General features: G+C 70.1%; 17 protein-coding genes and 1 pseudogene. 8 read left to right on the plus strand and 10 right to left on the minus strand.

The annotated features are described in order from the left end of the window. Positions 1-19 precede the first annotated feature (19 nt). Positions 20-1,084, minus strand: coding sequence for a uroporphyrinogen decarboxylase (hemE, locus tag AC2RP6_RS11180; RefSeq protein WP_486446092.1), 1,065 nt, complete (start codon positions 1,082-1,084; stop codon positions 20-22). A 91-nt stretch (positions 1,085-1,175) separates the two neighbouring features. Here hemE and AC2RP6_RS11185 point away from each other — a divergent pair, with 91 nt between their 5' ends. The 6 genes and pseudogenes from AC2RP6_RS11185 (at position 1,176) to AC2RP6_RS11210 (ending at position 8,887) form a co-directional block, all read left to right on the plus strand. Next, entirely contained in the window at positions 1,176-1,832 is a 657-nt protein-coding gene (locus AC2RP6_RS11185; protein WP_486446093.1) for a DUF3000 domain-containing protein, read from the plus strand. Between the two features lie 265 nt (positions 1,833-2,097). After that, positions 2,098-2,761 (plus strand): annotated as a pseudogene (locus AC2RP6_RS11190) (helix-turn-helix transcriptional regulator). A 124-nt stretch (positions 2,762-2,885) separates the two neighbouring features. Further along, positions 2,886-4,169, plus strand: a complete 1,284-nt coding sequence (locus AC2RP6_RS11195) for an HRDC domain-containing protein (RefSeq protein WP_486446094.1) — start codon at positions 2,886-2,888, stop codon at positions 4,167-4,169. A 224-nt stretch (positions 4,170-4,393) separates the two neighbouring features. Further along, positions 4,394-5,620 (plus strand): thiolase family protein, encoded by a 1,227-nt coding sequence (locus tag AC2RP6_RS11200; RefSeq protein ID WP_125814944.1) that lies wholly within the window; start codon positions 4,394-4,396, stop codon positions 5,618-5,620. After that, positions 5,617-7,755, plus strand: a complete 2,139-nt coding sequence (locus tag AC2RP6_RS11205; protein WP_486446095.1) for a 3-hydroxyacyl-CoA dehydrogenase NAD-binding domain-containing protein — start codon at positions 5,617-5,619, stop codon at positions 7,753-7,755. Before AC2RP6_RS11200 ends, AC2RP6_RS11205 begins: the two co-directional genes overlap by 4 nt. A 91-nt stretch (positions 7,756-7,846) precedes the next feature. Further along, positions 7,847-8,887, plus strand: coding sequence for an LCP family protein (locus AC2RP6_RS11210; protein WP_486446096.1), 1,041 nt, complete (start codon positions 7,847-7,849; stop codon positions 8,885-8,887). Positions 8,888-8,965: 78 nt separating this feature from the next. Here the strand turns inward: AC2RP6_RS11210 and AC2RP6_RS11215 are convergent, their stop codons facing one another. The 6 genes from AC2RP6_RS11215 to AC2RP6_RS11240 all read right to left on the minus strand — a co-directional run bounded on the left by AC2RP6_RS11215 (position 8,966) and on the right by AC2RP6_RS11240 (position 17,449). Next, the gene (locus AC2RP6_RS11215) at positions 8,966-10,453 is read right to left on the minus strand and encodes an amino acid permease (protein WP_486446097.1); all 1,488 of its coding nucleotides are present in this window, start codon (positions 10,451-10,453) and stop codon (positions 8,966-8,968) included. A gap of 126 nt (positions 10,454-10,579) precedes the next feature. Then, positions 10,580-12,496 carry a 1-deoxy-D-xylulose-5-phosphate synthase gene (gene dxs, locus AC2RP6_RS11220; protein ID WP_486446098.1) on the minus strand — a complete coding sequence of 639 codons (1,917 nt, stop codon included), beginning with the start codon at positions 12,494-12,496 and terminating at the stop codon, positions 10,580-10,582. Between the two features lie 261 nt (positions 12,497-12,757). Then, on the minus strand, positions 12,758-14,059 hold the full coding sequence (locus AC2RP6_RS11225) for a sugar ABC transporter permease (RefSeq protein ID WP_486446099.1): 1,302 nt from the start codon (positions 14,057-14,059) through the stop codon (positions 12,758-12,760). Then, entirely contained in the window at positions 14,056-14,844 is a 789-nt protein-coding gene (locus tag AC2RP6_RS11230) for an ATP-binding cassette domain-containing protein (protein ID WP_030036503.1), read from the minus strand. The genes AC2RP6_RS11225 and AC2RP6_RS11230 overlap by 4 nt, the downstream gene beginning before the upstream one ends. Positions 14,845-15,004: 160 nt before the next feature. Further along, positions 15,005-16,117 (minus strand): sugar ABC transporter substrate-binding protein, encoded by a 1,113-nt coding sequence (locus AC2RP6_RS11235; RefSeq protein WP_486446100.1) that lies wholly within the window; start codon positions 16,115-16,117, stop codon positions 15,005-15,007. A 117-nt stretch (positions 16,118-16,234) separates the two neighbouring features. After that, entirely contained in the window at positions 16,235-17,449 is a 1,215-nt protein-coding gene (locus tag AC2RP6_RS11240) for an ROK family transcriptional regulator (RefSeq protein WP_486446101.1), read from the minus strand. A 650-nt stretch (positions 17,450-18,099) separates the two neighbouring features. Between AC2RP6_RS11240 and mgtA the strand changes: the two genes are divergently transcribed. Then, on the plus strand, positions 18,100-20,820 hold the full coding sequence (mgtA, locus tag AC2RP6_RS11245; RefSeq protein ID WP_486446102.1) for a magnesium-translocating P-type ATPase: 2,721 nt from the start codon (positions 18,100-18,102) through the stop codon (positions 20,818-20,820). 108 nt (positions 20,821-20,928) lie between these two features. Beyond that, positions 20,929-21,840 carry a hypothetical protein gene (locus AC2RP6_RS11250; RefSeq protein ID WP_486446103.1) on the plus strand — a complete coding sequence of 304 codons (912 nt, stop codon included), beginning with the start codon at positions 20,929-20,931 and terminating at the stop codon, positions 21,838-21,840. A gap of 38 nt (positions 21,841-21,878) precedes the next feature. On the opposite strand, the gene AC2RP6_RS11255 is transcribed toward AC2RP6_RS11250, so the two are convergent. Genes AC2RP6_RS11255 through ngcE form a run of 3 tightly spaced genes read right to left on the minus strand, consistent with a single transcriptional unit; the run spans position 21,879 to position 25,230 of the window. Beyond that, positions 21,879-22,805 carry a carbohydrate ABC transporter permease gene (locus tag AC2RP6_RS11255; RefSeq protein ID WP_486446104.1) on the minus strand — a complete coding sequence of 309 codons (927 nt, stop codon included), beginning with the start codon at positions 22,803-22,805 and terminating at the stop codon, positions 21,879-21,881. A 13-nt stretch (positions 22,806-22,818) separates the two neighbouring features. After that, positions 22,819-23,763, minus strand: a complete 945-nt coding sequence (locus AC2RP6_RS11260; protein WP_486446105.1) for a carbohydrate ABC transporter permease — start codon at positions 23,761-23,763, stop codon at positions 22,819-22,821. 42 nt (positions 23,764-23,805) lie between these two features. Continuing rightward, entirely contained in the window at positions 23,806-25,230 is a 1,425-nt protein-coding gene (gene ngcE, locus AC2RP6_RS11265; protein ID WP_486446106.1) for an N-acetylglucosamine/diacetylchitobiose ABC transporter substrate-binding protein, read from the minus strand. Positions 25,231-25,494: the final 264 nt, after the last annotated feature.

Below are 25,494 nucleotides of genomic sequence, written 5' to 3' on the forward strand. Positions count from 1 at the left end.
CCGGTGTGCGGTTCTCCGCTCAGCGCGCCGTCCTGGTGTGGACGTAGTCCACCAGGCGGGTCAGGGCCTCGGGGTCGGTGGTGGGGAGGACGCCGTGGCCGAGGTTGAAGATGTGGCCCTCCAGGCCGGCGGCGGCCGCGAGGACCTCGTCCGTCTTGGCCTCGACCGCCTCCGTGGTGGAGAAGAGCACGGCCGGGTCCAGGTTGCCCTGGAGGGCCTTGCCCGGGCCGACCCGGCGGGCCGCCTCGTCGAGCGCGACCCGGTAGTCGACGCCCACGACGTCCGCGCCGGCCTCGCCCATCAGGCCGAGCAGCTCGCCGGTGCCCACGCCGAAGTGGATGCGGGGGACCCCGTAGGAGGCGACGGACTGCAGGACCTTCGCCGAGGCGGGCATGACGGAGCGGCGGTAGTCCGCCGGGGCGAGCGCGCCGACCCAGGAGTCGAAGAGCTGGACCGCGGAGGCGCCGGCCTCGATCTGGACCTTCAGGAAGGCGGAGGTGATCTCCGCGAGACGGTCCAGCAGGTCGGCCCAGAGCTGCGGGTCCCCGTACATGAGGGCCTTGGTGTGCTCGTGGTTCTTCGAGGGGCCGCCCTCGACCAGGTAGCTCGCGAGGGTGAAGGGCGCGCCCGCGAAACCGATCAACGGCGTGGAGCCCAGTTCACCCGTGAGCATGCCGATCGCCTCGGTGACGTACCGGACGTCCTCAGGAGTGAGGTCGCGCAGCTGTGCGAGGTCCTCGCGGCGGCGGATCGGCTGGGCGACGACGGGGCCGACGCCCGGCTTGATGTCCAGGTCGACGCCGATGGCCTTGAGCGGGACCACGATGTCGGAGAAGAAGATCGCCGCGTCGACGCCGTGGCGGCGCACCGGCTGCATGGTGATCTCGGTGACCAGGTCGGGCCGCATGCAGGACTCCAGCATCGCGGTGCCCTCGCGGACCTTGCGGTACTCGGGGAGCGAGCGCCCGGCCTGCCGCATGAACCACACCGGCGTGTGCGGTACCGGCTCGCGCCGGCACGCCTTCAGGAAGGCGGAATCGTACGTCTGGCTCGGCTGGCCCTGGGGGCTGTCGTTGGCGCTCACGACCCAAATCTTCGCACGTATGAAGAAGTGCCCGTCCCGGCACGGGTGTCCCTGCGCCGTACGGGCTCACATACCGCCTAGTCTTCCCCGCATGGCTGCGGCTCAGGGACGATTTTCAGATGGCGCCGACGGTACGGACAGTGCGAAGGAGAGCTCCGTCCCACTCCCGTTCCGCCGGGCGGTCGAAGGTTTGAAGAAGGCCCGGCTGCGTCCGGGGGTCGAGATCGACCCGACGAAGCCGCCCCAGCGGCTGGCGCCGTACGCCTACGCGCTGGAGGCCGCGGTGGTGGACGGGGAGGACGACCTGGCCGACGGCCGGCTCATCCTGCTCCACGACCCGGCCGGGCACGACGCCTGGCACGGGACCTTCCGGCTGGTGACGCTCGTGCGGGCGGAGCTGGAGCCCGAGATGGCCGCCGACCCGCTGCTGCCGGAGGTGTGCTGGTCCTGGCTGACGGGGGCCCTGGAGGCCCGCGGGCTGGCCTACGGCGAGGCGAGCGGCACGGTCACCATGGCGAGCTCGCACTACTTCGGCGGGCTCGCGGAGCGGCGGCCGGCGACGCAGATCGAGATCAGGGCCTCGTGGACGCCGCGCGAGGGGGTGGGCGGGGTCCCGGACACCCCGGCGCACCTGGCGGCCTGGTGCGAGCTGATCTGCCAGATCGCGGGCCTGCCCCCGGTGGGTCCGACGGACACGGCGACGGGTGTGGTCTCCCTGCCACAGCGCCGCGGTCCGCACCACCCGTAGGCGCGGGGCCGGACGGCCGCGGCCGCACGGGGAACGACCGGTCGAAGTTCGCGGGCGTGTGTCACAACGCGGCCTCCGTTGCGGGCTTCTGATCACCCGATGATCGATCATGCGTCTGAATTGCCCGAATTGTTACTCACCAAATCGTGATCATTCCCTAAAGCCGGGCGGGTGACGTGCCGAAGGAGTCAGTGACCATCCGCACGGTTCGCACCGGCTTCCCTTCCCCGAGCCGGCCGTCCCGCCACTCCCCCAGGAGGCCTAGGTGTCCGTTCTTCTCGAGCAGCCCGCAAGCCTGGTCGCCTACCGCCCGAACAAGCCGACGGCCATGGTCGTCGTGGCCGACCCGCGCGTACGTTCCACCGTGACCCGCCATCTGTGGGCCCTCGGCGTGCGTGACGTGATCGAGGCGTCGTCCATCGCGGAGGCCCGCCCCCGCGTCGGCAGCCCGCGCGACATCTGCGTGGCCGACGTGCACCTGCCCGACGGTTCCGGTCTCACCCTGCTCTCCGAGACCCGCGCAGCAGGCTGGCCCAACGGCCTGGCCCTGTCCGCCGCCGACGACATCGGCGCCGTGCGCAACGCCCTCGCGGGCGGCGTGAAGGGCTACGTCGTCACCGGTACGCGCACCAACATCGGGCTCCCCACCCGGCCCGGCGCCGCCCCCATCGGCGCAGCCGCCGCCCGCATGCACCGCCGCCCCCCGGGTGCCCCGAGCCACCCGGGCGGCTACCGCGAGCCTCTCCGGCCGCGAGGTCGAGGTCCTGCGCCTCGTCGCGGAGGGCCAGTCCAACAAGGCCATCGGCGTCTCGATGGGCCTGTCCGCCCTGACCGTCAAGTCCCACCTCGCCCGCATCGCCCGCAAGCTGGGCACCGGTGACCGCGCGGGCATGGTCGCCGTGGCACTGCGCACCGGGATCATCCACTGAACGCGGGCCGCGACCCCCGGATAGACGTCCGGGAGACCCCCGGACAACACCCCGCGTACTGATCGCGCCCGTCGACGGAACGTTCCGGCGACGGGCGCGTCGCATCCACGGATACCCTTGACCGGTGACCGACGCCCAAGAGACCGCAGCAGACCTGCGCACCACCACCGGGGGCGGCCCCCCGGACGACGTCGTTGTTCCGCCCGGTGGGGTGCCGATCCCGTTGCTGGAGCCCCGTGAGGGGATCCCCCCGGTGGTCGCCGACGCGGACGCCCTCGCCGAAGTGGTCGCGGCCTTCGCCGCGGGCACCGGCCCCGTGGCCGTGGACGCCGAGCGCGCCTCCGGATACCGCTACGGCCAGCGCGCCTACCTCGTGCAGCTGCGCCGCGAGGGGGCCGGCTCCGCGCTGATCGACCCGGTGGGCTGCCCCGACCTGTCCGCCCTGGGCGAGGCGCTCTCCGGCACCGAGTGGATCCTGCACGCCGCCACCCAGGACCTGCCCTGCCTGCGCGAAATAGGCATGGTCCCGACCTCGCTGTTCGACACCGAGCTGGCGGGCCAGCTCGCCGGCTTCCCCCGGGTGGGCCTCGGCGCGATGGTCGAGAGCGTTCTCGGCTACGCCCTGGAGAAGGGCCACTCCGCCGTCGACTGGTCCACCCGCCCGCTGCCCGAGCCGTGGCTGCGCTACGCCGCTCTGGACGTGGAGCTCCTCGTGGACCTCCGGGACGCGCTGGAGAAGGAACTGGACCGCCAGGGCAAGCTGGAGTGGGCCCACCAGGAGTTCGACGCGATCGCCTCCGCGCCGCCGGCCCCGCCCCGCAAGGACCCGTGGCGCCGTACGTCCGGCATGCACAAGGTGCGCCGCCGCCGGCAGATGGCGGTCGTGCGGGAGCTGTGGGAGTCCCGGGACCGGATCGCGCAGCGGCGCGACGTGTCGCCGGGCAAGGTGCTGGGTGACGCCGCGATCGTCGAGGCGGCGCTGGCGCTGCCCGCGAACGTGCACACCCTGTCGGCCCTGCCCGGCTACGGGCAGCGGATGGGCCGCCGCCAGCTCGACCAGTGGATGGCCGCCGTGGACCGGGCGAAGGCGCTGCCGGAGAGCGAGCTGCCGCAGCCGGGCGCGACCCCCGCGGGCCCGCCCCCGCCGCGCTCCTGGGCCGACAAGGACCCGGCCGCCGCGGCCCGGCTGGCCGCCGCCCGCACGGCCGTCTCTGCGCTGGCGGAGGAGCTGAACCTGCCCCAGGAGAACCTGATCACCCCGGACACGGTCCGCCGCGTGTGCTGGGAGCCCCCGCAGCGGCTGGACGCGGACGCGGTGTCCCGGGCGCTGGCCCTCCACGGCGCCCGCCCCTGGCAGATCGAACAGGTCACCCCGGTCCTGGTCACGGCCCTGGCCGCCACGGCCTGAGCAGGCCCCGCCCCCCCTCGCAGAGCCCCCGGCCCCCGGCCGGGGGCTCTGTCGTCGCCCGACCCGGCGGCGCGTGCGGAGTGTGACCTTCGCCGCTCCTCGGGGAGGGGGTGTGCACATTGGTTACCCGCAAGTAGCATGGGCCGGGTGAGCGGGCGCTCAGCCACACCGGCCGAACGCGCCCCCGCGCAGCAGTGCACACCCGCACCTGGAGGAGAGCCAACGTGCCTCGTACCGTCAGGGACGTCGTCTTCGTCGACGGCGTCCGCACCCCGTTCGGCAAGGCGGGCCCGAAGGGCATCTACCACGAGACCCGCGCCGACGACCTCGTCGTGAAGGCGATCCGGGAGCTGCTGCGCCGCAACCCGGACCTGGACCCCAAGAAGATCGACGAGGTCGCCATCGCCGCGACCACGCAGATCGGCGACCAGGGCCTGACGCTGGGCCGTACCGCCGGCATCCTCGCGGGCCTCCCGCAGTCCGTACCGGGCTACTCCATCGACCGCATGTGCGCCGGCGCGCTGACCGCCGTGACCGCCGTCGCGGGCGGTGTGGCCTTCGGTGCGTACGACGTCGCCCTCGCCGGCGGTGTCGAGCACATGGGCCGCCACCCCATGGGCGAGGGCGTCGACCCGAACCCGCGCTTCGTCTCCGAGAAGCTGGTCGACGAGTCCGCCCTGTTCATGGGCATGACCGCCGAGAACCTGCACGACCGGTACCCGACGATCACCAAGCTCCGCGCCGACGAGTACGCCGTGCGCTCGCAGGAGAAGGCCGCCAAGGCGTACGCCGACGGCAAGATCCAGCAGGACCTGGTCCCGATCTCGGTGCGCAACACCAACGAGGCGGCCGGTGAGACGGGCTGGGGCCTGGTCACCACCGACGAGCCGATGCGCCCGGGCACCACGCTGGAGAACCTGGCCGGCCTGAAGACGCCGTTCCGTACGCACGGCCGGGTCACCGCGGGCAACGCCGCCGGTCTCAACGACGGTGCCACCGCCGCGATCATCGCGTCCGAGGACTTCGCCCGCGAGAACAACCTCCCGGTCAAGATGCGCCTGGTCTCGTACTCCTTCGCGGGTGTCGAGCCGGAGGTCATGGGCTACGGCCCGATCCCGGCCACCGAGAAGGCCCTGGCCCAGGCCGGCCTGACGATCGACGACATCGGTCTCTTCGAGATCAACGAGGCCTTCGCGGTCCAGGTCCTCGCGTTCCTGGAGCACTACGGCATCGCCGACGACGACGCCCGCGTGAACCAGTACGGCGGCGCCATCGCCTTCGGTCACCCGCTGGCCTCCTCCGGCGTGCGTCTGATGACGCAGCTGGCCCGCCAGTTCGAGGAGCAGCCGCACGTCCGCTACGGCCTGACCACCATGTGCGTCGGCTTCGGCATGGGCGCCACGGTCATCTGGGAGAACCCGAACTTCAACGCCGAGGGAGACTCCAAGTGAGCACCACCGCTGAGCTCCTGAAGGGCGCGGCCGAGCTGTTCCCGGACGAGGTCGTCACGTCCGCGCACGTCCGTCACCTGGACCTGCCGTTCGGCGCCGGGCGCTTCGCGCTCATCACGCTGGACAACGGCTTCGACCACACCAAGCCGACCACCTTCGGCCCGCAGTCCCTCGCCAACCTGAACGCGGCGATCGACCAGGTCGAGCAGGAGGCCACCGCCGGTACCATCGTCGGCGCGGGCATCACCGGCAAGCCGTTCATCTTCGCGGTCGGCGCCGACCTCAAGGGCGTCGAGCTGCTGAAGCAGCACGACGAGGCGCTCGCCATCGGCAAGGGCGGCCACGACGTCTTCAAGCGCCTCTCCGCGCTGGCGGTCCCCACCTTCGCCTACTACAACGGCGCGGCGATGGGCGGCGGCGTCGAGGTCGGCCTGCACTGCAGCTACCGCACCGTCTCGAAGGCCATCCCGGCCTTCTCGCTGCCCGAGGTCTTCCTCGGCCTGGTTCCGGGCTGGGGCGGCTGCGCCATCCTCCCGAACCTGATCGGCGCGGAGCGCGCGGTCTCGGTCATCATCGAGAACTCGCTGAACCAGAACCGTCAGCTCAAGGGCAAGCAGGTCTTCGAGCTCGGCATCGCCGACGCGATCTTCGAGGGCGCGGACTTCCTGGAGCAGTCGCTCCTGTGGACCGCGAACGTCCTGAACGGCACCACCGAGGTCGTCCGCGCGGAGATCGACCGCGGGGACGCCTGGGACGCGGCCGTCGCCAAGGGCCGCTCCATCGCGGACTCCAAGGTGCACGGCGCCGCTCCGGCCGCCTACCGCGCGCTGGACATCATCGCCGCCGCCAAGTCGGGCGACCTGCAGGCCGGCTTCGACGCCGAGGACACGGCCCTGGCCGACCTCATCATGGGCGGCGAGCTGCGCTCGGGCATCTACGCCTTCAACCTGGTCCAGAAGCGCGCCAAGCGCCCGGCCGGCGCCCCGGACAAGTCCCTGGCCCGTCCGGTCACCAAGGTCGGCGTCGTCGGCGCGGGCCTGATGGCCTCGCAGCTGGCGCTGCTGTTCCTGCGCCGCCTGGAGGTGCCGGTGGTGCTCACCGACATCGACCAGGAGCGCGTGGACAAGGGCGTGGGCTACGTCCACGCCGAGATCCAGAAGCTGCTCGGCAAGGGCCGCATCAACCAGGACAAGGCCAACCGCCTGACCGCCCTGGTGAGCGGCGTCCTGGACAAGGCCGAGGGCTTCGCGGACGCGGACTTCATCATCGAGGCCGTGTTCGAGGAGATGTCCGTCAAGCAGAAGGTGTTCGCGGAGGTCGAGGCGGTCGCCCCGGCGCACGCGATCCTCGCCACCAACACCTCCTCGCTGTCGGTGTCGGAGATGGCCTCGAAGCTGAAGCACCCGGAGCGCGTGGTCGGCTTCCACTTCTTCAACCCGGTCGCGATCCTCCCGCTGCTGGAGATCGTCCGCGGTGAGCAGACCGACGACGCCTCGCTGGCCACGGCCTTCGGTGTCGCCAAGAAGCTGAAGAAGACCGCGGTCCTCACCAAGGACGCCCCGGCGTTCGTCGTGAACCGCATCCTGACCCGCTTCATGGGCGAGATCCAGAACGTCATCGACGAGGGCACCCCGGTCGCCACGGCGGAGAAGGCCATCGAGCCGCTCGGCCTGCCGATGTCCCCGCTGGTGCTGCTGGAGCTCGTGGGTCCGGCGATCGGTCTGCACGTCTCCGAGACCCTGAACCGGTCCTTCCCGGAGCGCTTCACCGTCTCCCCGAACCTCAAGCGCGTGGTCGAGGCGGGCAAGCGCGGCTTCTACGTCTACTCCGCCGAGAACGACTTCAAGCCGGAGCTGGACCCCGAGGTCGCCGCCCTCCTGCAGCAGGGCGACTCCGTCCTGACGGAGGAGCAGGTCCGTGACCGCGTCCTGGACGCGGTGGCGCAGGAGATCGGTCTGATGCTGGAGGAGGGTGTCGTGGCCGAGGCCCAGGACATCGACCTCTGCCTCATCACCGGTGCCGGCTGGCCCTTCCACCTGGGCGGCATCACGCCGTACCTGGACCGTGAGGGCGTCTCGGAGCGCGTGAACGGCAAGAGGTTCCTCGCCCCCGGCACCGCGAGCGTCCCGGCGTAGTCCGGGTCGTGGCGGGCTGTTCGACGGCCGGGCCCGTCTCCTGCGGGGGGCGGGCTCCGGCCGTTCGAATACCTGTCTAAGATTCACCCCCATGACGGAAACGCACGCGCGGCCCAGGCGCCGCCGACGCCGCATTCTGCGGATCACCCTGCTGCTGGTCGCCGTGCTGATCCTGGGCGCGGCCGGGGCGGGCTGGTGGACGTACAGCCACCTCAACGGCAACATCGACAGCGTCGACCTGGACCAGGCGATCGGGGACAACCGGCCCGCCAAGGTGGTCGCCAACGCGCAGAACGTCCTGGTGCTCGGCTCCGACTCACGGGCCGGGGCCAACGGCGACCTCGACCACGGCGCCGTCAGCGGGGCCCGCTCGGACACCGCGATGCTGGTGCACATACCCGAGGGCCGGGCGAAGGCCACCGCGGTGAGCATCCCCCGCGACACCCTGATCACCCGGCCCGAGTGCAAGGACCGCAGCGGCAAGTCCGTGCCGTCCGCGAAGCGGGTCATGTTCAACTCCGTCTACTCGCTCGCCGGCCCGGCCTGTGTCGTCAACACCGTCGAGCAGATGTCCGGTGTGCGCGTGGACCACTTCGTCGAGGTGGACTTCGCCGGCTTCAAGGGCCTGGTGGACGCGCTGGGCGGGGTCACCGTGACCCTGGACAAGCCGATGAGCGGCGCCAAGGGCGGTCTGAAGCTCGACGCGGGCACGCACCGGCTGAACGGCACCGACTCGCTGAAGTTCGTCCGTACCCGGTACGGCTACGGGGACGGCAGCGACCTCGGACGCATCGGCCTGCAGCAGCAGTTCATGCTGGCGATGCTCTCGGAGATCAAGAAGCAGGACGCCCTCGGCAGCCCGGCGCGGCTCTACAAGCTCGCGGACGCCGGCACCAAGTCGCTGACCACGGACTCCGACCTGGCCTCGCTCACCGCGCTGTCCGACTTCGCGCAGAGCATGAAGGGCGTGAACCCGGAGACGATGGAGACCATCATGCTGCCGGTCGCCTACGACAAGGTGGACCCCAACCGCGTGGTGGTGGCCGAGCCGCAGGCCACCCAGCTGTGGGACGCGCTGCGCAAGGACGAGAAGGTCCCCGCCTCCGCGAAGGACTCCCCCGCCAAGGGCTGACGAGGGGGCCCGCGCACACGGAGCCGGCCGTACGGGTGACCGTACGGCCGGCTCCGCCGTTCGCGCGCCGGTGGTCCCTCAGAACTTGGCGTCCGCGCCGACCTTGCCCAGACGGCTGTGCCGGCGTCCGTAGGCGAAGTAGACGATGACGCCGATGACCATCCAGATGCCGAAGCGCAGCCAGGTCTCGGCCGGCAGGTTCAGCATCAGCCAGAGCGAGGCGAGGATCGACAGGATCGGCACCACCGGCACCCACGGGGTGCGGAAGGCCCGGTGCAGGTCGGGGCGGGTCCTGCGCAGGATGATCACGCCGAGGGCGACGACCACGAAGGCGAACAGGGTGCCGATGTTCACCAGTTCCGCCAGCTTCTCCAGGCTGGTGAAACCGGCGACGACGGCGATGACCACACCGAGCAGGATGGTCGCGCGGTAGGGGGTGCGGTACTTGGGGTGGGTGACGGAGAAGGTGCGCGGCAGCAGTCCGTCACGGCTCATGGCGAAGAACACGCGGGTCTGGCCGAGCAGCAGGATCATGCACACGGTGATCAGCCCGACGGACGCGCCGAGACTGATGGCGCCCGAGAAGAACGGTTGGTTCACCGATTTGAAGGCCTCGGCGAGCGGCGCGGTCGGCGACATCTCCGAGTACTTCTGCATGCCGGTCACGACCAGCGTCACGGCCACGTAGAGGACCGTGCAGATCAGCAGCGATCCGAGGATGCCGCGCGGCATGTCCCGCTGGGGGTTCCTGGTCTCCTCGGCCGCGGTGGCCACCACGTCGAAGCCGATGAAGGCGAAGAAGATGAGCGAGGCCGCCGTGAAGATGCCCATGACGCCGAAGTTGGTCGGCTCGTAGCCGAACAGCAGCTGGACCAGCGGCGAGTGCCAGCCGCTGACGCCCTCGGCCTGTGGCTGGGCCGGCGGGATGAACGGCGAGTAGTTGTCGGACTTGATGAAGAACAGGCCCGCGATGATGACCAGCAGCACGACGGTGACCTTGATGGCGACGACGACTGCGGTGATGCGGGCCGAGAGCTTCGTCCCGACGACCAGGATCCACGTCAGCACCAGGACCAGCAGGAAGGCCAGCAGGTCGAAATGACCGCCGGCATCGGGTCCGGACAGGGAGGTCGGCAGGGTCCATCCGAGGTTGGTGTCCATGAGGTGGCGTACGTAGCCGGACCAGCCGACCGCGACCACCGCGGTGCCGAGCGCAAACTCCAGCACCAGGTCCCAGCCGATGATCCAGGCGGGCAGTTCGCCGATGGAGGCGTAGCTGAAGGTGTACGCCGAGCCGGCCACCGGGACGGTGGAGGCGAACTCGGCGTAGCAGAGCGCCGCGAGGGCGCAGACGATGCCCGCTGCCACGAAGGCGAGGGCGGTGGCGGGTCCGGCGTTGTTCCGGGCCGCGATGCCCGTGAGGACGAAGATGCCGGTGCCGATGATGACACCCACACCGAACACCGTCAGGTCCCAGGCGGAGAGCGACTTGCGGAGCGCGTGTTCCGGCTCCTCCGTGTCGCGGATGGACTGCTCCACCGTCTTGGTGCGGAAGGGGCTGTTCATATCCCTACTCACCGACGCACCTCCGAACAGGTGTCGACGCACGCGGAGGGCCGGGAGGCCCACTCCTCAAGAGTGATCTCCCGGCCCGTGACGTGCAACCGCGCGGCGATCTAGGGGGTGTCCGCCTCAGTCGACGGTGGCGGCCGGCTCGCTGTCGTAGCGGCCGTCGAGCTTGGCGACCAGGCCGGTGACCTGCCGGGCGATGTCCGGTGCGGTCAGGCCGATCTCCGCCAGGATCTCCTTGCGCAGGGCGTGGTCGAGGAAGCGCTGCGGGATGCCGAAGTCGCGCAGGGGCACGTCGACGCCCGCGTCCCGCAGGGCCTGGGAGACGGCGGAGCCCACGCCGCCGGCGCGGCCGTTGTCCTCGACGGTGACGACGACGCGGTGCCGGTCGGCGAGCGGGGCCAGGGCCTCGTCCACGGGCTTGACCCAGCGGGGGTCGACGACGGTCGTGGAGATGCCCTGCTTGTCGAGCAGGTCGGCGATCTCCAGGCTCATCGGGGCGAGTGCGCCGACCGAGACGAGCAGTACGTCCGGCCGGGTGATGTCGGCGGCGGGCGCGCGCAGCACGTCCATGCCGCCGATCCGGCCGACGGCCGGGACGGCGGGTCCGACGACGCCCTTGGAGAAGCGGACCACGGTCGGGGCGTCCTTGACCTCGACGGCCTCGCGGAGCTGGGCGCGCAGCTGCTCGGCGTCGCGCGGTGCGGCGAGGCGCAGGCCGGGGACGACCTGGAGGATGGACATGTCCCACATGCCGTTGTGGGAGGCGCCGTCGTCGCCGGTGACGCCGGCGCGGTCCAGGACGAAGGTGACCCCGCACTTGTGCAAGGCGACGTCCATCAGGACCTGGTCGAAGGCGCGGTTGAGGAAGGTGGCGTACACCGCGAAGACGGGGTGGACGCCACCGGTGGCGAGACCCGCCGCGGAGGTCGCGCCGTGCTGCTCGGCGATGCCGACGTCGTAGATGCGGTCCGGGAAGGCCTCGGCGAACTTGTTGAGGCCGACCGGGTGGAGCATGGCCGCGGTGATGCCGACGACGTCCGGGCGCTCGTGGCCGATCTTGACCATCTCGTCGGCGAAGACGGAGGTCCAGCTGGCCGCGGCGGTCTTGACCGGCAGGCCGGTGTCGGGGTGGATCACGCCGACGGCGTGGAAACGATCCGCCTCGTGCTCCAGGGCCGGGGTGTAGCCGCGGCCCTTCTGGGTGAGGCAGTGCACGATGACCGGGCCGCTGAAGCGCTTGGCGCGCTGCAGGGCGGACTCCAGGGCCTCGATGTCGTGGCCGTCGATGGGCCCGATGTACTTCAGGCCCAGGTCCTCGAACATGCCCTGCGGGGCGATGAAGTCCTTGAGGCCCTTCTTGGCGCCGTGCAGGGTCTCGAAGAGCGGCTTGCCGACGACGGGGGTGCGCTCCAGGAGCTCCTTGCCGCGGGCGAGGAAGCGCTCGTAGCCGTCGGTGGTGCGCAGGGTCGCCAGGTGGTTGGCGAGACCGCCGATGGTGGGCCCGTAGGAGCGCTCGTTGTCGTTGACGACGATGACGAGCGGGCGGTCCTTGGCGGCGGCGATGTTGTTCAGCGCCTCCCAGGCCATGCCGCCGGTCAGCGCGCCGTCGCCGATGACGGCGGCGACGTGGTGGTCCTCGCGGCCCAGCACCTCGTTGGCCTTGGCGAGGCCGTCGGCCCAGCCGAGGACGGTGGAGGCGTGCGAGTTCTCGATCACGTCGTGGTCGGACTCGGCGCGCGAAGGGTATCCGGACAGGCCGTTCTTGGTGCGCAGACCGGCGAAGTCCTGGCGGCCCGTGAGCAGCTTGTGGACGTAGGCCTGGTGGCCGGTGTCGAAGAGGACCTTGTCCTTGGGCGATTCGAAGACCCGGTGCAGGGCGATCGTCAGTTCGACCACGCCGAGGTTGGGGCCGAGGTGCCCGCCGGTCTTGGAGACGGCGTCGACGAGGAAGGACCTGATCTCGGCCGCGAGCTGGGTCAGCTCCTCCTGGCTGAGCCGGTCCAGATCGCGCGGTCCCTTGATGCGGGTCAGCAGCACCCGTGCCTCCTTGCAGTTGCTTGCTGGTCTGTCGAGTCTAATGTTCCGTTCGCGGGCGCGGTCATCGGGCCGTCCCGGTGGGGTCACACCTTTGTCATACATGTACGGACCACCCCCCTGCCACACATCGCATACGGGCGTATACCCGCACAGGAGTACCAGCATTTGTACGCACGGATGCCCGGCGCCACTTGAGTGGCGCCGGGCACTGTGACCGTTCTTACCGCCGCGTGCGGATGCGGCCGGCGGTCGGGCGCGCGGTCAGGCGCGTCCGGCCGTCTTCTGGGTCTTGCGGGTGACCGAGTCGATGACCACGGTGGCCAGCAGGACCGCACCGGTGATCATGTACTGGATCGGCGTCGCGATGCCTTCCAGGGCCAGACCGTACTGGATCGAGACGATGACCATGACACCGAGGAGGGCGTTCCAGGTCCGGCCCCGGCCGCCGAAGAGGCTGGTGCCGCCGATGACGGCCGCCGCGATCACGTTCATCAGCAGGTCGCCGGCGCCGGCGCTCTGGTTGGCCGCCGCGATCTTGGAGGCCCAGAACAGGCCGCCGATGGCGGCGAAGGTGCTGGAGATCGCGAAGACCGTGATCCGGATCCGGGTGACGTTGATGCCCGCGCGCCGGGAGGCCTCGACGCTGCCACCCAGTGCGAAAACGTTTCGCCCGAAGGTCGTGCGGCGCAGCAGGAAGTCCGTGACGACCAGGGCCAGCAGGAAGAGCACCACCGCGAGCGGCAGGCCCTTGTACTGGTTGAACAGCACGGCGGGACCGAACGCGCACAGGGCGAGCAACCCGGTGCGCAGCAGGATCTCGGCGAGCGGGCGGGAGGGCATGCCGGCCGCCTCGCGGCGCCGGGCGTCGAGGAAGGCCGCGAGGAAGTAGCCGGCCACCGCGAGGGCGGCCAGCCCGTAGGCGACGGCCACGTCCGAAAAGAAGTACGTGGTCAGCTGGCCGACCACGCCGTCGGAGTCGATGTTGATCGTGCCGTTGCTGCCGAGGATCTGCAGCATCGCGCCGAGCCAGAAGAGCAGGCCCGACAGGGTGACGGCGAAGGCCGGGGCGCCCACCTTGGCGAAGAAGAAGCCGTGGATGGAGCCGATCAGGGCACCGCCGACGACGGCGGCGAGGATGGCCAGCCATTCGTTCACGCCGTGGGTGACGGCGAGGACGGCGACGATGGCGCCCGAGACACCGCTGACCGAGCCGACCGAGAGGTCGATCTCACCGAGCAGCAGCACGAAGATGATGCCGATGGCGATCATGCCGGTGCCGGTCATCGTGATCGCGATGTTGGTCAGGTTCTCCGGGGAGAGGAAGTTCGAGTTCAGCCCCTGGAAGATCGACCAGATGACGATCAGGCCGATGACGACCGGCAGGGAGCCCAGGTCTCCGGCCTTCATCTTGCGCTTGAACTCGCCCACGTAGCCGGCGAGGCCCTCCTCGCGGACGAGCAGGCGGGGGTCCACGGCCGGGATCGCGTCGTGCGCGGCCGCGGGGTTGACCGGGTCGACGTGGCCCTTGTCCAGTGGATCGGTGGCAGGGTTCTGGGTGCTCACTTGCCGGCCTCCGAGGTGCGGGCCGCCCGGCGGGTCACGGCGTTGTCCGTGGCACCGGTGATGGCGGAGATGATCTCTTCCTGCGAGGTGTCGGCGACGTTGAAGACACCGTTGTTGCGGCCCAGCCGCAGGACCGCCACCTTGTCGGCGACGGCCTTCACATCGGCCATGTTGTGGCTGATGAGGATGACGGCGTGGCCCCGCTCGCGCAGCCGCTCGACGAGGTCGAGCACCTGAGCGGTCTGCTCGACGCCGAGGGCGGCGGTGGGCTCGTCGAGGATGACGAGCTGGGGCTCGCCCAGCATGGAGCGGGCGATCGCCACGGTCTGGCGCTGGCCGCCCGACAGCGAGGCGATGGGGATCCGGACACTGGGGATCCGGATGGACAGCGTGGTCAGGAGCTCGCGGGCGCGGCGCTCCATCTCCACCTCGTCGAGGACGCCGAACTTCTTGAGCTCCCGGCCGAGGAACAGGTTGCCGACGACATCGATGTTGTCGCACAGCGCCAGGTCCTGGTAGACCGTCGCGATGCCCAGGTTCTGGGCGTCGTGGGGCTTGCCGATGGAGACCGGGCGCCCTTCCCACTCGATGACGCCGTCATCGATGGGGTGCACGCCGGCGATCGTCTTGACCAGCGTGGACTTGCCGGCACCGTTGTCGCCGACGAGGGCGACCACTTCACCGGAGTGGATCTCGAGTTCTACGTCGGTCAGGGCCTGAACGGCGCCGAACCGCTTCGAGACCCCTCGCAACGCCAGCACGGGCGCAGCGGACACATGAACCATCTCCTTCGCCGCCTGACCGGCGGGGATGTCGTGCAGAAGAGCAGGAGCGGGGCGAATGGGGGAACGTTTCTGCCCGGCGCCCCGCCGGGTGGCGGGGTGAGGAGGGGCGGGGCGCCGGTCAGGTACGTGGGGCCGCCTCGTGGGGAGGCGGCGGGGGCCGCTACTTCAGGCCGAGGGCGGCGCAGGCGGCCGCGTACTTGTCGGTGCAGATCTCGTCGACCGTGTAGACGCCGTCCTTGACGACGGTGTCCTTGATGTTGGCCTTGGTCAGCGAGACGACCGGGATCAGCACGGAGGGGACGCCCTTGGTGGTGGGGCTGTCGACCGTGGAGGTGGTGCCTTCGGGCTTGCCGCCCTTGGCGAGGGCGACGGCCATCTTCGCGGCGGCCTCGGCCTCGGGGGCGTACGGCTTGTAGACGCTCATGAACTGCTCGCCCGCCACGATGCGCTGCACACCGGCGAGTTCGGCGTCCTGGCCGGTGACCGGCGGCAGGGGGTTGACACCGGCGGCCTTGAGGGCGGTGATGATGCCGCCGGCCATGCCGTCGTTGGCGGAGTAGACGCCGACGATCTTGTCCTTGCCGAGCGCGGAGAGGGCGGCCGCCATGTTGGTGTTGGCGTTCTCCGGCTTCCACTCGACGGTGTCGTACTCCTTGCCGACGTTCACCTTGCCGTCGAGCTCGGAGTGGGCGCCGGACTTGAACAGCTTGGCGTTCGGGTCGGTGACCGAGCCGTTCATCATGACGATCTGGCCGTCCTTGGCCTTGTCGCCCAGCGCCTCCAGCAGGGCCTTGCCCTGGACCTTGCCGACCTCTTCGTTGTCGAAGGAGGTGTAGGCGTCGATCGGGCCCTCGGCCAGGCGGTCGTAGGAAACGACCGGGATGCCGGCGTCCTTGGCCTTCTTGACCGAGCCGGCGATGGCCTTGGAGTCCACCGCGTCGACGATGAGGACGTCCACCTTGTTGGTGATCATCGTGTCGACCTGGGAGTTCTGCGTGGTCGCGTCCTGCTTGGCGTTGGCGTAGACGACCTCGCCCTTGCCGCCGGTGAGCTCGGCGACCTTCTTCTCGATGAGCGGCTTGTCGAACTTCTCGTAACGCGCGGTCTGGTTCTCCGGCAGGAGCAGACCGACCTTGATCGCGTCGCCCTTGGCAGCGCCGGAGGACTCCTTCGTCTTGTCGCCGGCCTCCTTGGCGCTGCCACAAGCGGCAAGGGAAACGGCCATGGCACCGGCGGCAACGGCTACGGCGGCTCTGCGCATACGCGTGTTCATTACTTGAACCTCCCTGACGAGGCCGCTACGCCGCGGCCGAGGTGGATGTGAGTCAACCCCGGCCGCGTTTTGCCGTCAAGGAGTGAATTCTTAACGAGATGACAACGGTGCCATTCGTTATCTACCTGAAGGCAAGACGGCTGGAGCTCGCACTCCACTTCCATGATCTGACAAAAGTGTCGAATCGCCCATCTCGCTCAGTACGAGCGCCAGTGCGCCGAGCACCTCCGCCCGCCCGCCCAGGGAGCCCGTGAGCACCGACAACTGCCGGGCCGCGCTGGGGATCGCGTACCTCCCCACTGATTCACGGATGGGCGACAGGACGAGTTCACCGGCCTCCGCCAGCGAGCCGCCCAGCACCACCCGGCTGGGGTTCAGGAGGTTGCACAGGCTGGCGACCCCGCTGCCGATGTGGCGGCCGACGTCGGTGATCACGCGGCGGCATCCGGGGTCCCCGTCGCGGGCCAGCTCGACCACCCGCTCCATCGTCAACTCCGGTCCGTGCGTGCCCTGGAGCAGCGGCAGGACGTAGCGGGCCGCGGCGAAGGTCTCCAGGCAGCCGCGGTTGCCGCAGCGGCACACGGGGCCCGATTCGTCGAGCGTGATGTGCCCGATCTCGCCCGCCGTGCCGCCGGGGCCGCGGTAGATCTGGCCGTTGATGACCAGGCCCGCGCCGACGCCGCTGGCCACCTTGATGTAGGCGAGGTCCTTCACCCCCCGCCCGCTCCCCCAGACGAGTTCACCGAGGGCTCCGAGGTTCGCGTCGTTGTCCACGTAGACGGGCACGCCGAGGCGCTGCGAGAGCTCCTGGCGGGGGTTGATCCCCGCCCAGCCCGGCAGGATCGCGGTCGAGCCCAGGGTGCCGGACTCCACGTCGATCGGGCCGGGGACGCCGAGGCCGACGCCGATGACCTTGTCCAAACCGACCCCTATGCCGTCGATCAGCCGCCCGACCAGGGCTTCGGCCCGGTCGAAGCCGTCCGCCCAGGAGGCGTCGACGTCCAGGGGTTCGGACTCCTCGGCCAGCACCTGGTGGGCGAGGTTGCCGACGGCCACCCGCAGGTGGGTGTGGCCGAAGTCGACGCCGATCACGATGCCGGCATCACCGCTCAGCGACACGCTGCGCGCCCGCCGGCCGCCGGCCGAGGTGTCGGTGACCTCGACGGTCCCGCCGTCCTTCAGCTCCCGGACGATGTTGGAGACCGTGGCCGCCGACAGTCCGGTGGTACGGGCGATCTCCGCCTGGGTCAGCGACCCCGCGAGCCGCACCGCCCGTACGACCCGTTCGAGATTCGCGCGGTGCAGCGACGACTGCGATCCGGGAGTCTGCACGACTCATCCACTCCTGCCCATTAGCGACGGCCAGCCGTCGCCCCCCGGCCGGGACACGTCGCGGCTTGGCGCTCCGAGACCCCGGCGTCTCTCCAACTTGTGAACCTTAAGTCGAGCCTTTGACCCTCCGCACGTCAAGAGGCTGACACAACACGAATCGGGCCTACCGGCCGAAAGGGGGAGGGAGTGGCCCACCGGATCGTGTTACGGTCGCTGAGGCGCCGGTCCTCTGCGGCCTTTTCGGCCGGACCGGGCGCCTGTCATGACTGCGCGACGCGAGGAGGTGTTCGGGATGAGTCCCGATCGAAGTCCTCGCAGCGCTCTCGCCGGCTGACCGCCGACGACCGACCGGCTGACCCGCGACGACCGACCGGCTGACCCACGACGACCGACCGGCTGACCCGCCGACCGGTCGACCGGACCGCCCTTCACCCGAGCCCGCACGGCAGCGGCACACCCCTGCCCGCGCGCTCCGTTGCGTTTGCCCCGCACTCCCTTTCCGCACGGCCGGACGACCGCGTCCGGCGTGCGTCACCCATGCCCGTCGGCGTATCCGGCGGCCCCCGCGGCCGCCGCACGCCGACTCCTGATCACTCCACGTGACCGTGCGGCTCCATGCCGCCCGGACCCCGTGGACGGAGGTATGTGCCATGACCATGCTCACCCCTCGTACCCCGGCCAAGCTCGCGCCGCCGGGCCGGACGCGCCGCGAGCGCAGGGCCGCCGAGCTGGAATCCCGTACCCGGCTCGTCGGCGAGCGCCTCGCTCAGGTCAGCGCCGCCCCCGGCGTACGGGCCCTGCAGTCCGTGGACGGCTGCCTGGGCGGCCTGACCCGCGCCGAGGCCGCCCTGCGCCTGGAGCGCCACGGCCCCAACGTCGTCGCCCAGGAGCGCGCCCCGCGCTGGTACGTCCAGCTGGCGAAGGCCTTCCGCAACCCCTTCATCGCCGTCCTGGTCTTCCTGGCCGCCGTCATGTACTGGCAGGACCCCGCCGACCCGGGCGTGGTCATCCTCTCGGTGATGGTGGGCGTCAGCGGGCTGCTGCGCTTCTGGCAGGAGTACCGCTCGGGCCGGGCGGCGGACGCCCTCAAGCGGCTCGTCACCACCACCTGCGCGGTGCGGCGGCGGGCCGGCAGCGGCTCCGTCCCCACCACCGTCGAGGTACCCATGGACCAGGTGGTCCCGGGCGACGTGGTCAAGCTGGCCGCCGGTGACCTGGTCCCGGCCGACCTACGGATCCTCACCGCCAAGGACCTCATGATCGGCCAGGCCGCGCTCTCGGGCGAGTCCCTGCCGGTCGCGAAGGCCGACACCCGCGCGCAGGACCTCGGCCAGCGGTCCGCCACCGACCCGGTCGAAGCGGACAACCTGGCCCTGATGGGGACCTCGGTCACCTCCGGGACGGCCACCGGGGTCGTCGTCGCCACCGGCGCCGACACCTACTTGGGCTCGATGGCCGGCTCCCTGGTCGGCGAGCGCCCGCAGACCACCTTCGACACCGGCGTGCGCAGGGTCAGCTTCCTGCTGATCCGCTTCATGCTGGTCATGGTGCCGGTCGTCTTCATGGTCAACGGCCTGACCAAGGGCGACTGGGACGAGGCCTTCCTCTTCGGCATCGCCGTGGCCGTCGGCCTGACCCCGGAGATGCTGCCGATGGTGGTCTCCGCCAACCTGGCGCGCGGCGCGGTCGCCATGTCCCGGCACAAGGTGGTCGTCAAGCGGCTGGGCGCCATCCAGAACCTGGGCGCGATGGACGTGCTGTGCACGGACAAGACCGGCACCCTCACCGAGGACCGCATCGTCCTGGACCGCTACCTCGACGTGCACGGCAAGGAGAACGGCGAGGTCCTGGAGTACGGCTACCTGAACGCGCACTTCCAGACCGGCCTGCGCAACCTGATGGACCAGGCGGTCATCGACCGTGTCCACGAGGCCGAGGAGGTTGTCGTCGACGCACGGTTCTCGATGGTCGACGAGATCCCCTTCGACTTCGCCCGGCGGCGGATGTCCGTGGTCCTGTCCCGCAACTCCCTCGTCGGCGACTTCGGACGCCACGAGCACGTCATGATCACCAAGGGGGCGGTGGAGGAGGTCCTGGACCTCTGCACGCACGTGGCCGACCGCGGCGAGACGGTCGAGCTGACCGATCAGCTGCGGTGGCACGTCACCCGGATCGCCGAGGACGACAACCGGCGCGGCCTGCGGGTGCTCGCCGTCGCCACCCGCACGATCGACACCCCGCGCGACACCTACACCGTCGCCGACGAGGACCGGCTGACCCTGGTCGGCTTCCTCGCCTTCCTCGACCCGCCGAAGGCCGACGCGGCCCGGGCCCTGCAGGGCCTCGCCGACAAGGGCGTCGCGGTCAAGGTCGTCACCGGCGACAACGACCTGGTCGCCGCCCGGGTGTGCGCGGACGTCGGCCTCGACGTGGGCGCCGTGGTCCTCGGCCCCGAGACCGATGCCCTCGACGACGCCGAACTGCGCGCGCTGGCCGCCCGTACGACGGTCTTCGCCAAGGTCAACCCGGTCCAGAAGGCCAGGATCGTGCGGGCCCTCCAGGCCGACGGGCACACCGTCGGGTTCCTCGGCGACGGCATCAACGACGCCGCCGCGCTGCGTGACGCGGATGTCGGCATCTCGGTGGACACGGCCGTGGACATCGCCAAGGAGTCGGCGGACGTCATCCTGCTGGAGAAGGACCTCACCGTCCTGGAGCAGGGCGTCCTGCAGGGCCGGACCACCTTCGGGAACACGATCAAGTACATCAAGATGACCGCGTCCTCGAACTTCGGCAACGTCTTCTCGGTCCTGGTCGCGAGCGCCTTCATTCCCTTCCAGCCGATGCTCGCGATCATGCTGCTGGTGCAGAACCTGGTCTACGACGTCGCCCAGCTGGCGACGCCGTGGGACCGCATGGACGAGGAGTACCTGCGCGAGCCCCGCAACTGGGACGCCAGGGGCATCGGCCGCTTCATGATCACCATCGGCCCGATCAGCTCGGTCTTCGACATCGCGATGTTCCTGATCATGTGGCACGTCTTCGACGCGAACAGCGTGGCGGGCCAGTCGCTCTTCCAGTCCGGCTGGTTCGTCGAGGGCCTGCTCTCCCAGACCCTGGTCGTCCACATGATCCGCACCCGGAAGATCCCCTTCGTGCAGTCCCGCGCCTCGTGGCCCGTGATGGCGATGACCGTCCTCGCGGTGCTGACCGGACTGTGGCTGCCGTTCTCCCCGCTGGCCTCCTCGCTGGGCTTCACGGCCCTGCCGGCGAGCTACTTCCCGTGGCTGATCGGCGTCCTGCTCGCGTACTGCACGCTCACCCAGTGCGTGAAGACCTGGTACGTCCGCCGCTTCGGCACGTGGCTGTAGGAGCGGAAAGAATGAATTGAACGCGTTCAGCCCGGCTGGCAGTATGGATCCAGGACATCGCCGGCCGGGCCGACGCGCGGTCCGACCGTGCCGCGAGGGGGGTTGAGCATGGGTCAGAGACGCTCGTACGGCCGCGTCCTGGTGGTCTCGACGCTGGTGGGGTGCCTGGAGGTGGTACTGACGGTCGTGGTGGTCCTGCTGTACGTGCAGACGCAGCCACCGCCGGACGAGCCCCCCGACTGGGTGACCATCGGGGGGTCCCTGGTCGCGACCCTGCCCCTCGTCGGATCCATCGCGTTCCTGCTGTCGCTGGTCTTCGTCGTGCCGGCCGTCGCGCTGGCCGACCTGATCGTCCGGGGACTGTGCGGACACGACCCGGGCGGGCGGGCGGCGTGGTGGGCGGCGCTGGCCTCCCCTCCGGCGGTGGCCGCCCTGCTGGCGACGCCCGTCCTGGTCTACGCCACGCACAACGACACGGAGACGGGGTCCACGCTCGTCTTCTGGGCCTCGGCCACGGCCTCGCTCTCCCTGGGGGCGGTGATCGCCCTCCCCCGCGGCGAGGGCCTGCTGCGGCGGGTGGCGCTGTGGGGCACGGCGGCGGCGGTGGGGACGGCCGGTTTCGGCGCGCTCGGGCTCGCCGTCGGCCTGCTGCCCGCGTACGAGCCGCCGAGGATCGGGCCGCAGACCATGACGGGCACCTGGATCGACGAGACGCGCGGCACGCTGGTCTTCACCGCCGACGGCCGGGTCCAGGCCTCCGGAGTGGGCGTGCACCACCACGGCGACCGCCCCGGCGAGCCCTTTCGACGGTGCTCCGGCTCCGGCACCTGGTTCTACGAGCCGGGGCACGACGCGTGGTCGCAGAGGGTCCGCGTGGAGATCCCCGTGTGCCACTGGCAGTCCTGGCACGTCGACGGCACCGAGGAGGAGCCCCGGATCAGCCAGGAGGTCGGCGACCCGGGGTCCGGGCTGCTGTACAAGCTGCGGAAGGCCTCGGACCGCACCTCGCGCGGCACCTGACACGGGCCCGCGACCTCCGGGGCCCTGCCGCCGGGCCGCTACTTCAGCGTCGCCGAGGTCAGGCCCGCCTGGATCTGCCGCTGGAAGGAGAGGTAGACCACCAGCATGGGGATCATCGCGATGGTCACGCCGGCGAAGAGCACGGGCAGGTCGGTCTCGTAGCCCTGCTGCTGCTGGAGCTGGATCAGGCCCTGGGTGAGCAGGTAGCGCTCCGGGTCCGATCCGGTCTGCGGCTGCATCAGCACCGACGGCAGGATGTACTGGTTCCACTGGCCCAGGATGTTGAAGATCCCGACGCTGATCAGGCCCGGCTTGGCCATCGGCACCATCACCTGGAAGAAGATCCGGGTGTCGGAGGCACCGTCGATCACCGCCGCCTCGTGGACCGCCGTCGGCAGCGTGCGGAAGAACGAGTGCATGAAGAAGACGGTGAACGGCATCGAGTACGCGACGTACACGAGGACCAGGCCCTGGTACGTGTTCAGCATGTCGAACCGCTTGACCATGAAGAACAGCGGGACGAGCGCGAGGAAGACGGGGAACATCGCCCCGCTGACGAAGAAGTAGTAGATGAACCGGTTGCCCGGGAAGGGAAAGCGGGCCAGGACGTACGCCGCCATCGAGCCGAGCAGCATCGTCAGCGGCACGGAGAACACCATGACGATGAGGGTGTTGGCGAAGTAGTCGCCGATGCCCTTGTCCCAGGCCCTGCCGAACGCGTCGAAGTTCCAGTTGGCCGGCCAGCTGAGCGCCGAGCCGCCGATCTGCGCGTCGGTCTTGAAGGAGCCGAGCGCCAGCCAGATCAGCGGCAGCACGATCAGCACGGCCCAGAGGACGAGGAAGCCGTGCGAGAAGACGTTGAGGACCATGCCCTCGGAGCGTCCGCCGCTCCGTTCCCGGTCGGGGCCGGCTTCCCCGGACCGCTCCGCCGCCGATTCGCCCGGAGCCTTGATCACTGTGGTCATGACGGTCTCCCGCTCAGAACTCGATGCGCTCGCGGCGGGTGGCGCGCAGCGTGACGACGGAAAGGATCATGGTGAGGACGAGCATGACCACGCCCATGGCGCAGGCGTACCCGCTCTTGCCGAAGTAGAGGAAGTTCCTCATCAGGACCGTGGCCATGACCTCGCTGTGGTGGTCGGGGCCACCGCCGAACTGGCCCGACGTCATGGTCGACACCAGGACGAACATGTCCATCGCGGCGATCCCCAGGTAGACCGCGGAGGTCTGCACGGAGTCCCACAGCAGGGGCAGGGTGACCCTGAGGAAGGTCTGGGCGCGCCCCGCGCCGTCGAGGAGGGCCGCCTCGTAGATGTCCTTGGGGACGGACTGCATGGCGGCGGAGAACAGGACGAGGTAGAAGCCCACGCCGTGCCAGACGACCACGAGGAGCAGGCACCACAGGACGAGGCTGGGTTCGTTCAGCCATTCGACGGGGTGCAGCCGGTCGACGATGCCCAGCCGGATGAGGACGCCGTTGAGCAGGCCGCCCTCGTCGGTGCGGTACACGGCGCCGAAGAGGACCGCGAGGATGGCGAGGGAGAGGACCTGGGGGAAGAAGTAGACGACCTTGTAGAGGCGTGAGCCGGCCACCCCCTGGACGCCGCCGGCGCCGCCCCGCCCGCCCGCGTTCACCATGAAGGCGAAGAAGAGGGCGAGCAGGATGGTGACCACGGGGACGAACACCAGGAGCAGCAGGTTGTTCCAGAGGGCCCCGCGGAAGACCTCGTCCTTCATCAGGGCGGAGTAGTTGTCGACGCCGACGAAGTCGAAGGTCGGCGACTGGCCCGTCCAGTTGGTGAAGGAGTAGCCGAACGTCTGTACGTACGGCCAGATGACGAAGGTCAGGTACAGCGCGAGGGGTGCGAGGAGGAAGCCGGCGATGAAGCCGGCCCGTCCCCTGCCCCGGACTACTTGGCTCATGGTGTCCGTCCCTGGTGTGCCGGTGACCGGTGGGGCGTGCTGTCAGCTGCGACGGTTGTTCTTGGCGTTGGGGTCCTGCGCCGCCTTGTCGACCGCCGCCTGGGCCCGCTTGATCCACTCCTTCGGCTGAATCCGCTTGGCCATCAGCTCGTTGGACGCGTCCTGGATCGCCGTGTCCATCTCGCTGTACCAGTCGGGGTAAAGGTAATTGAAGGTGTTCGTTCCCGCCGCCTTGAGGGCGGTGACCGCCGACTGGGTGCCCGGCCGGAGCTTCACCCCCGGGTCCACGCCGTCCTTGACCACGGTGAGCGAGTTGGCCTGCTGGGCGAAGATGGTCGACCATTCGCGGGAGAGCATCGAACGGATGAACTCCAGACCGCCGGCCTTGTTGGCGGCCTTCTCCGGGACGATGAAGGGCTCGCCGGCCCCGGCCCGGATGGCCTCGAAGGGCAGCTTGCTGTCGGCGAGCAGCGGGACCGGCAGGAACTGCATGTCGAAGTCTTCGGGCGTCTGCTTGAGCTGCTCGTTCTCCAGCCACGAGCCGGAGGGGATGAACGCGGCCTTGTACTGGTTCCAGGCGGTCTGGGACTCGGTGTGGGTCAGGCCGTTCGTGCCCGGGAGGAGCAGGTCCTTCTCAACGACCTCGTAGACCGCCTCGACGGCGGCGAGGGCGGCCGCACTGCCCTCGAAGGCGTTCGGCTCCAGGTTGTCGATGGCCTTCATGGCCTCCAGACCGCCCTTCTTGGCGATCAGGTCCATGATGACGACGTTGATGTAGTACGGGTACTTGCCCTGGTGGGCGAGGCCGCCGAGGCCGGCCTCCTTGGCCTTCGCGCAGACCGCGAGGAACTCGTCCCAGGTCTTGGGCGGCGTCCAGCCCTTCTCCTTGAAGAGCTTCCCGGAGTACCAGAAGCCGAAGACCGTGTAGACGTAGTTCAGGGAGACGAACTTGCCGCCCTGGGTGCCCTGTTCGACGGTGCCGGCGATGAGCGTGTCGCGGACGGTCTTGCTCGGGTCGTCGAGCGAGGGCGCGTCGAGCACCGGGGTGAGGTCGGCGAGCTGGTTGCTCTTGAAGAGCACGTCGAGCTTGATCCTCTGGGCGCCGGAGTTGTCGACGACGTCCGGCGGGTTGCCGCCGTTGAAGCGGGTCTGGAGCTTGCCGGTGATCTCCTGCGTGCCGAGGTGGGAGCTGCTGGTGCCCCACTTCTTGTCGAAGGCGGCCTCCCAGGCCTTGGCGTAGTCGTCACCGAAGCCGCCCTTGAAGACGACGACGTCCATCTTTCCGCCCTTGGCGACGCCGAAGGGGTTCTCCTTGGAGACGGCCCCCTTGTCGGGGCCCTTCGTGGTGTCCTCCCCGCCGGAGGCGCAGGCGGACAGGAAGCTCATCGTCGGCACGCTGATCAGTCCGAGCGCTGCGGAACGCTTGATCAGATCACGGCGGCCGAAGCCCTCACCAGTGGATCCCATGCTCATGTCCTCGCCTTCGTCAGGAGTGTGAAGGAGGCCGGAAATCACCGCAGTTGCCGTGCGTGCGGGCATCACCGCAGGTCCCCCGGCATCCCCCGGCCCGGGGCCGCTCGTCACGCGGTGGCCCGGACGCGCACAGGTATAGTCCACTTCCGCTCGGCTGAGCAAGATCGTGCACAAGGATCGTCCCCGGCTTTTCCGAGTTGAGACCTGTCCGTCACCTGGGACCGCCGCCGCGCAAAGCGGAAGGGCCGCACCCCCTTG

The organism is Streptomyces sp. WAC03905, assembly GCF_057371075.1.

What these genes read in the sequence shown, in the direction of transcription:
- AC2RP6_RS11230 (WP_030036503.1), bottom strand. Translation starts at nt 14,844, where the DNA reads ATGGTTCATGTGTCCGCTGCGCCCGTGCTGGCGTTGCGAGGGGTCTCG.
- AC2RP6_RS11210 (WP_486446096.1), top strand. Translation starts at nt 7,847, where the DNA reads ATGACGGAAACGCACGCGCGGCCCAGGCGCCGCCGACGCCGCATTCTG.
- AC2RP6_RS11235 (WP_486446100.1), bottom strand. Translation starts at nt 16,117, where the DNA reads ATGAACACGCGTATGCGCAGAGCCGCCGTAGCCGTTGCCGCCGGTGCC.
- AC2RP6_RS11185 (WP_486446093.1), top strand. Translation starts at nt 1,176, where the DNA reads ATGGCTGCGGCTCAGGGACGATTTTCAGATGGCGCCGACGGTACGGAC.
- AC2RP6_RS11260 (WP_486446105.1), bottom strand. Translation starts at nt 23,763, where the DNA reads ATGAGCCAAGTAGTCCGGGGCAGGGGACGGGCCGGCTTCATCGCCGGC.
- mgtA (WP_486446102.1), top strand. Translation starts at nt 18,100, where the DNA reads ATGACCATGCTCACCCCTCGTACCCCGGCCAAGCTCGCGCCGCCGGGC.
- ngcE (WP_486446106.1), bottom strand. Translation starts at nt 25,230, where the DNA reads ATGGGATCCACTGGTGAGGGCTTCGGCCGCCGTGATCTGATCAAGCGT.
- AC2RP6_RS11255 (WP_486446104.1), bottom strand. Translation starts at nt 22,805, where the DNA reads ATGACCACAGTGATCAAGGCTCCGGGCGAATCGGCGGCGGAGCGGTCC.
- AC2RP6_RS11250 (WP_486446103.1), top strand. Translation starts at nt 20,929, where the DNA reads ATGGGTCAGAGACGCTCGTACGGCCGCGTCCTGGTGGTCTCGACGCTG.
- AC2RP6_RS11215 (WP_486446097.1), bottom strand. Translation starts at nt 10,453, where the DNA reads ATGAACAGCCCCTTCCGCACCAAGACGGTGGAGCAGTCCATCCGCGAC.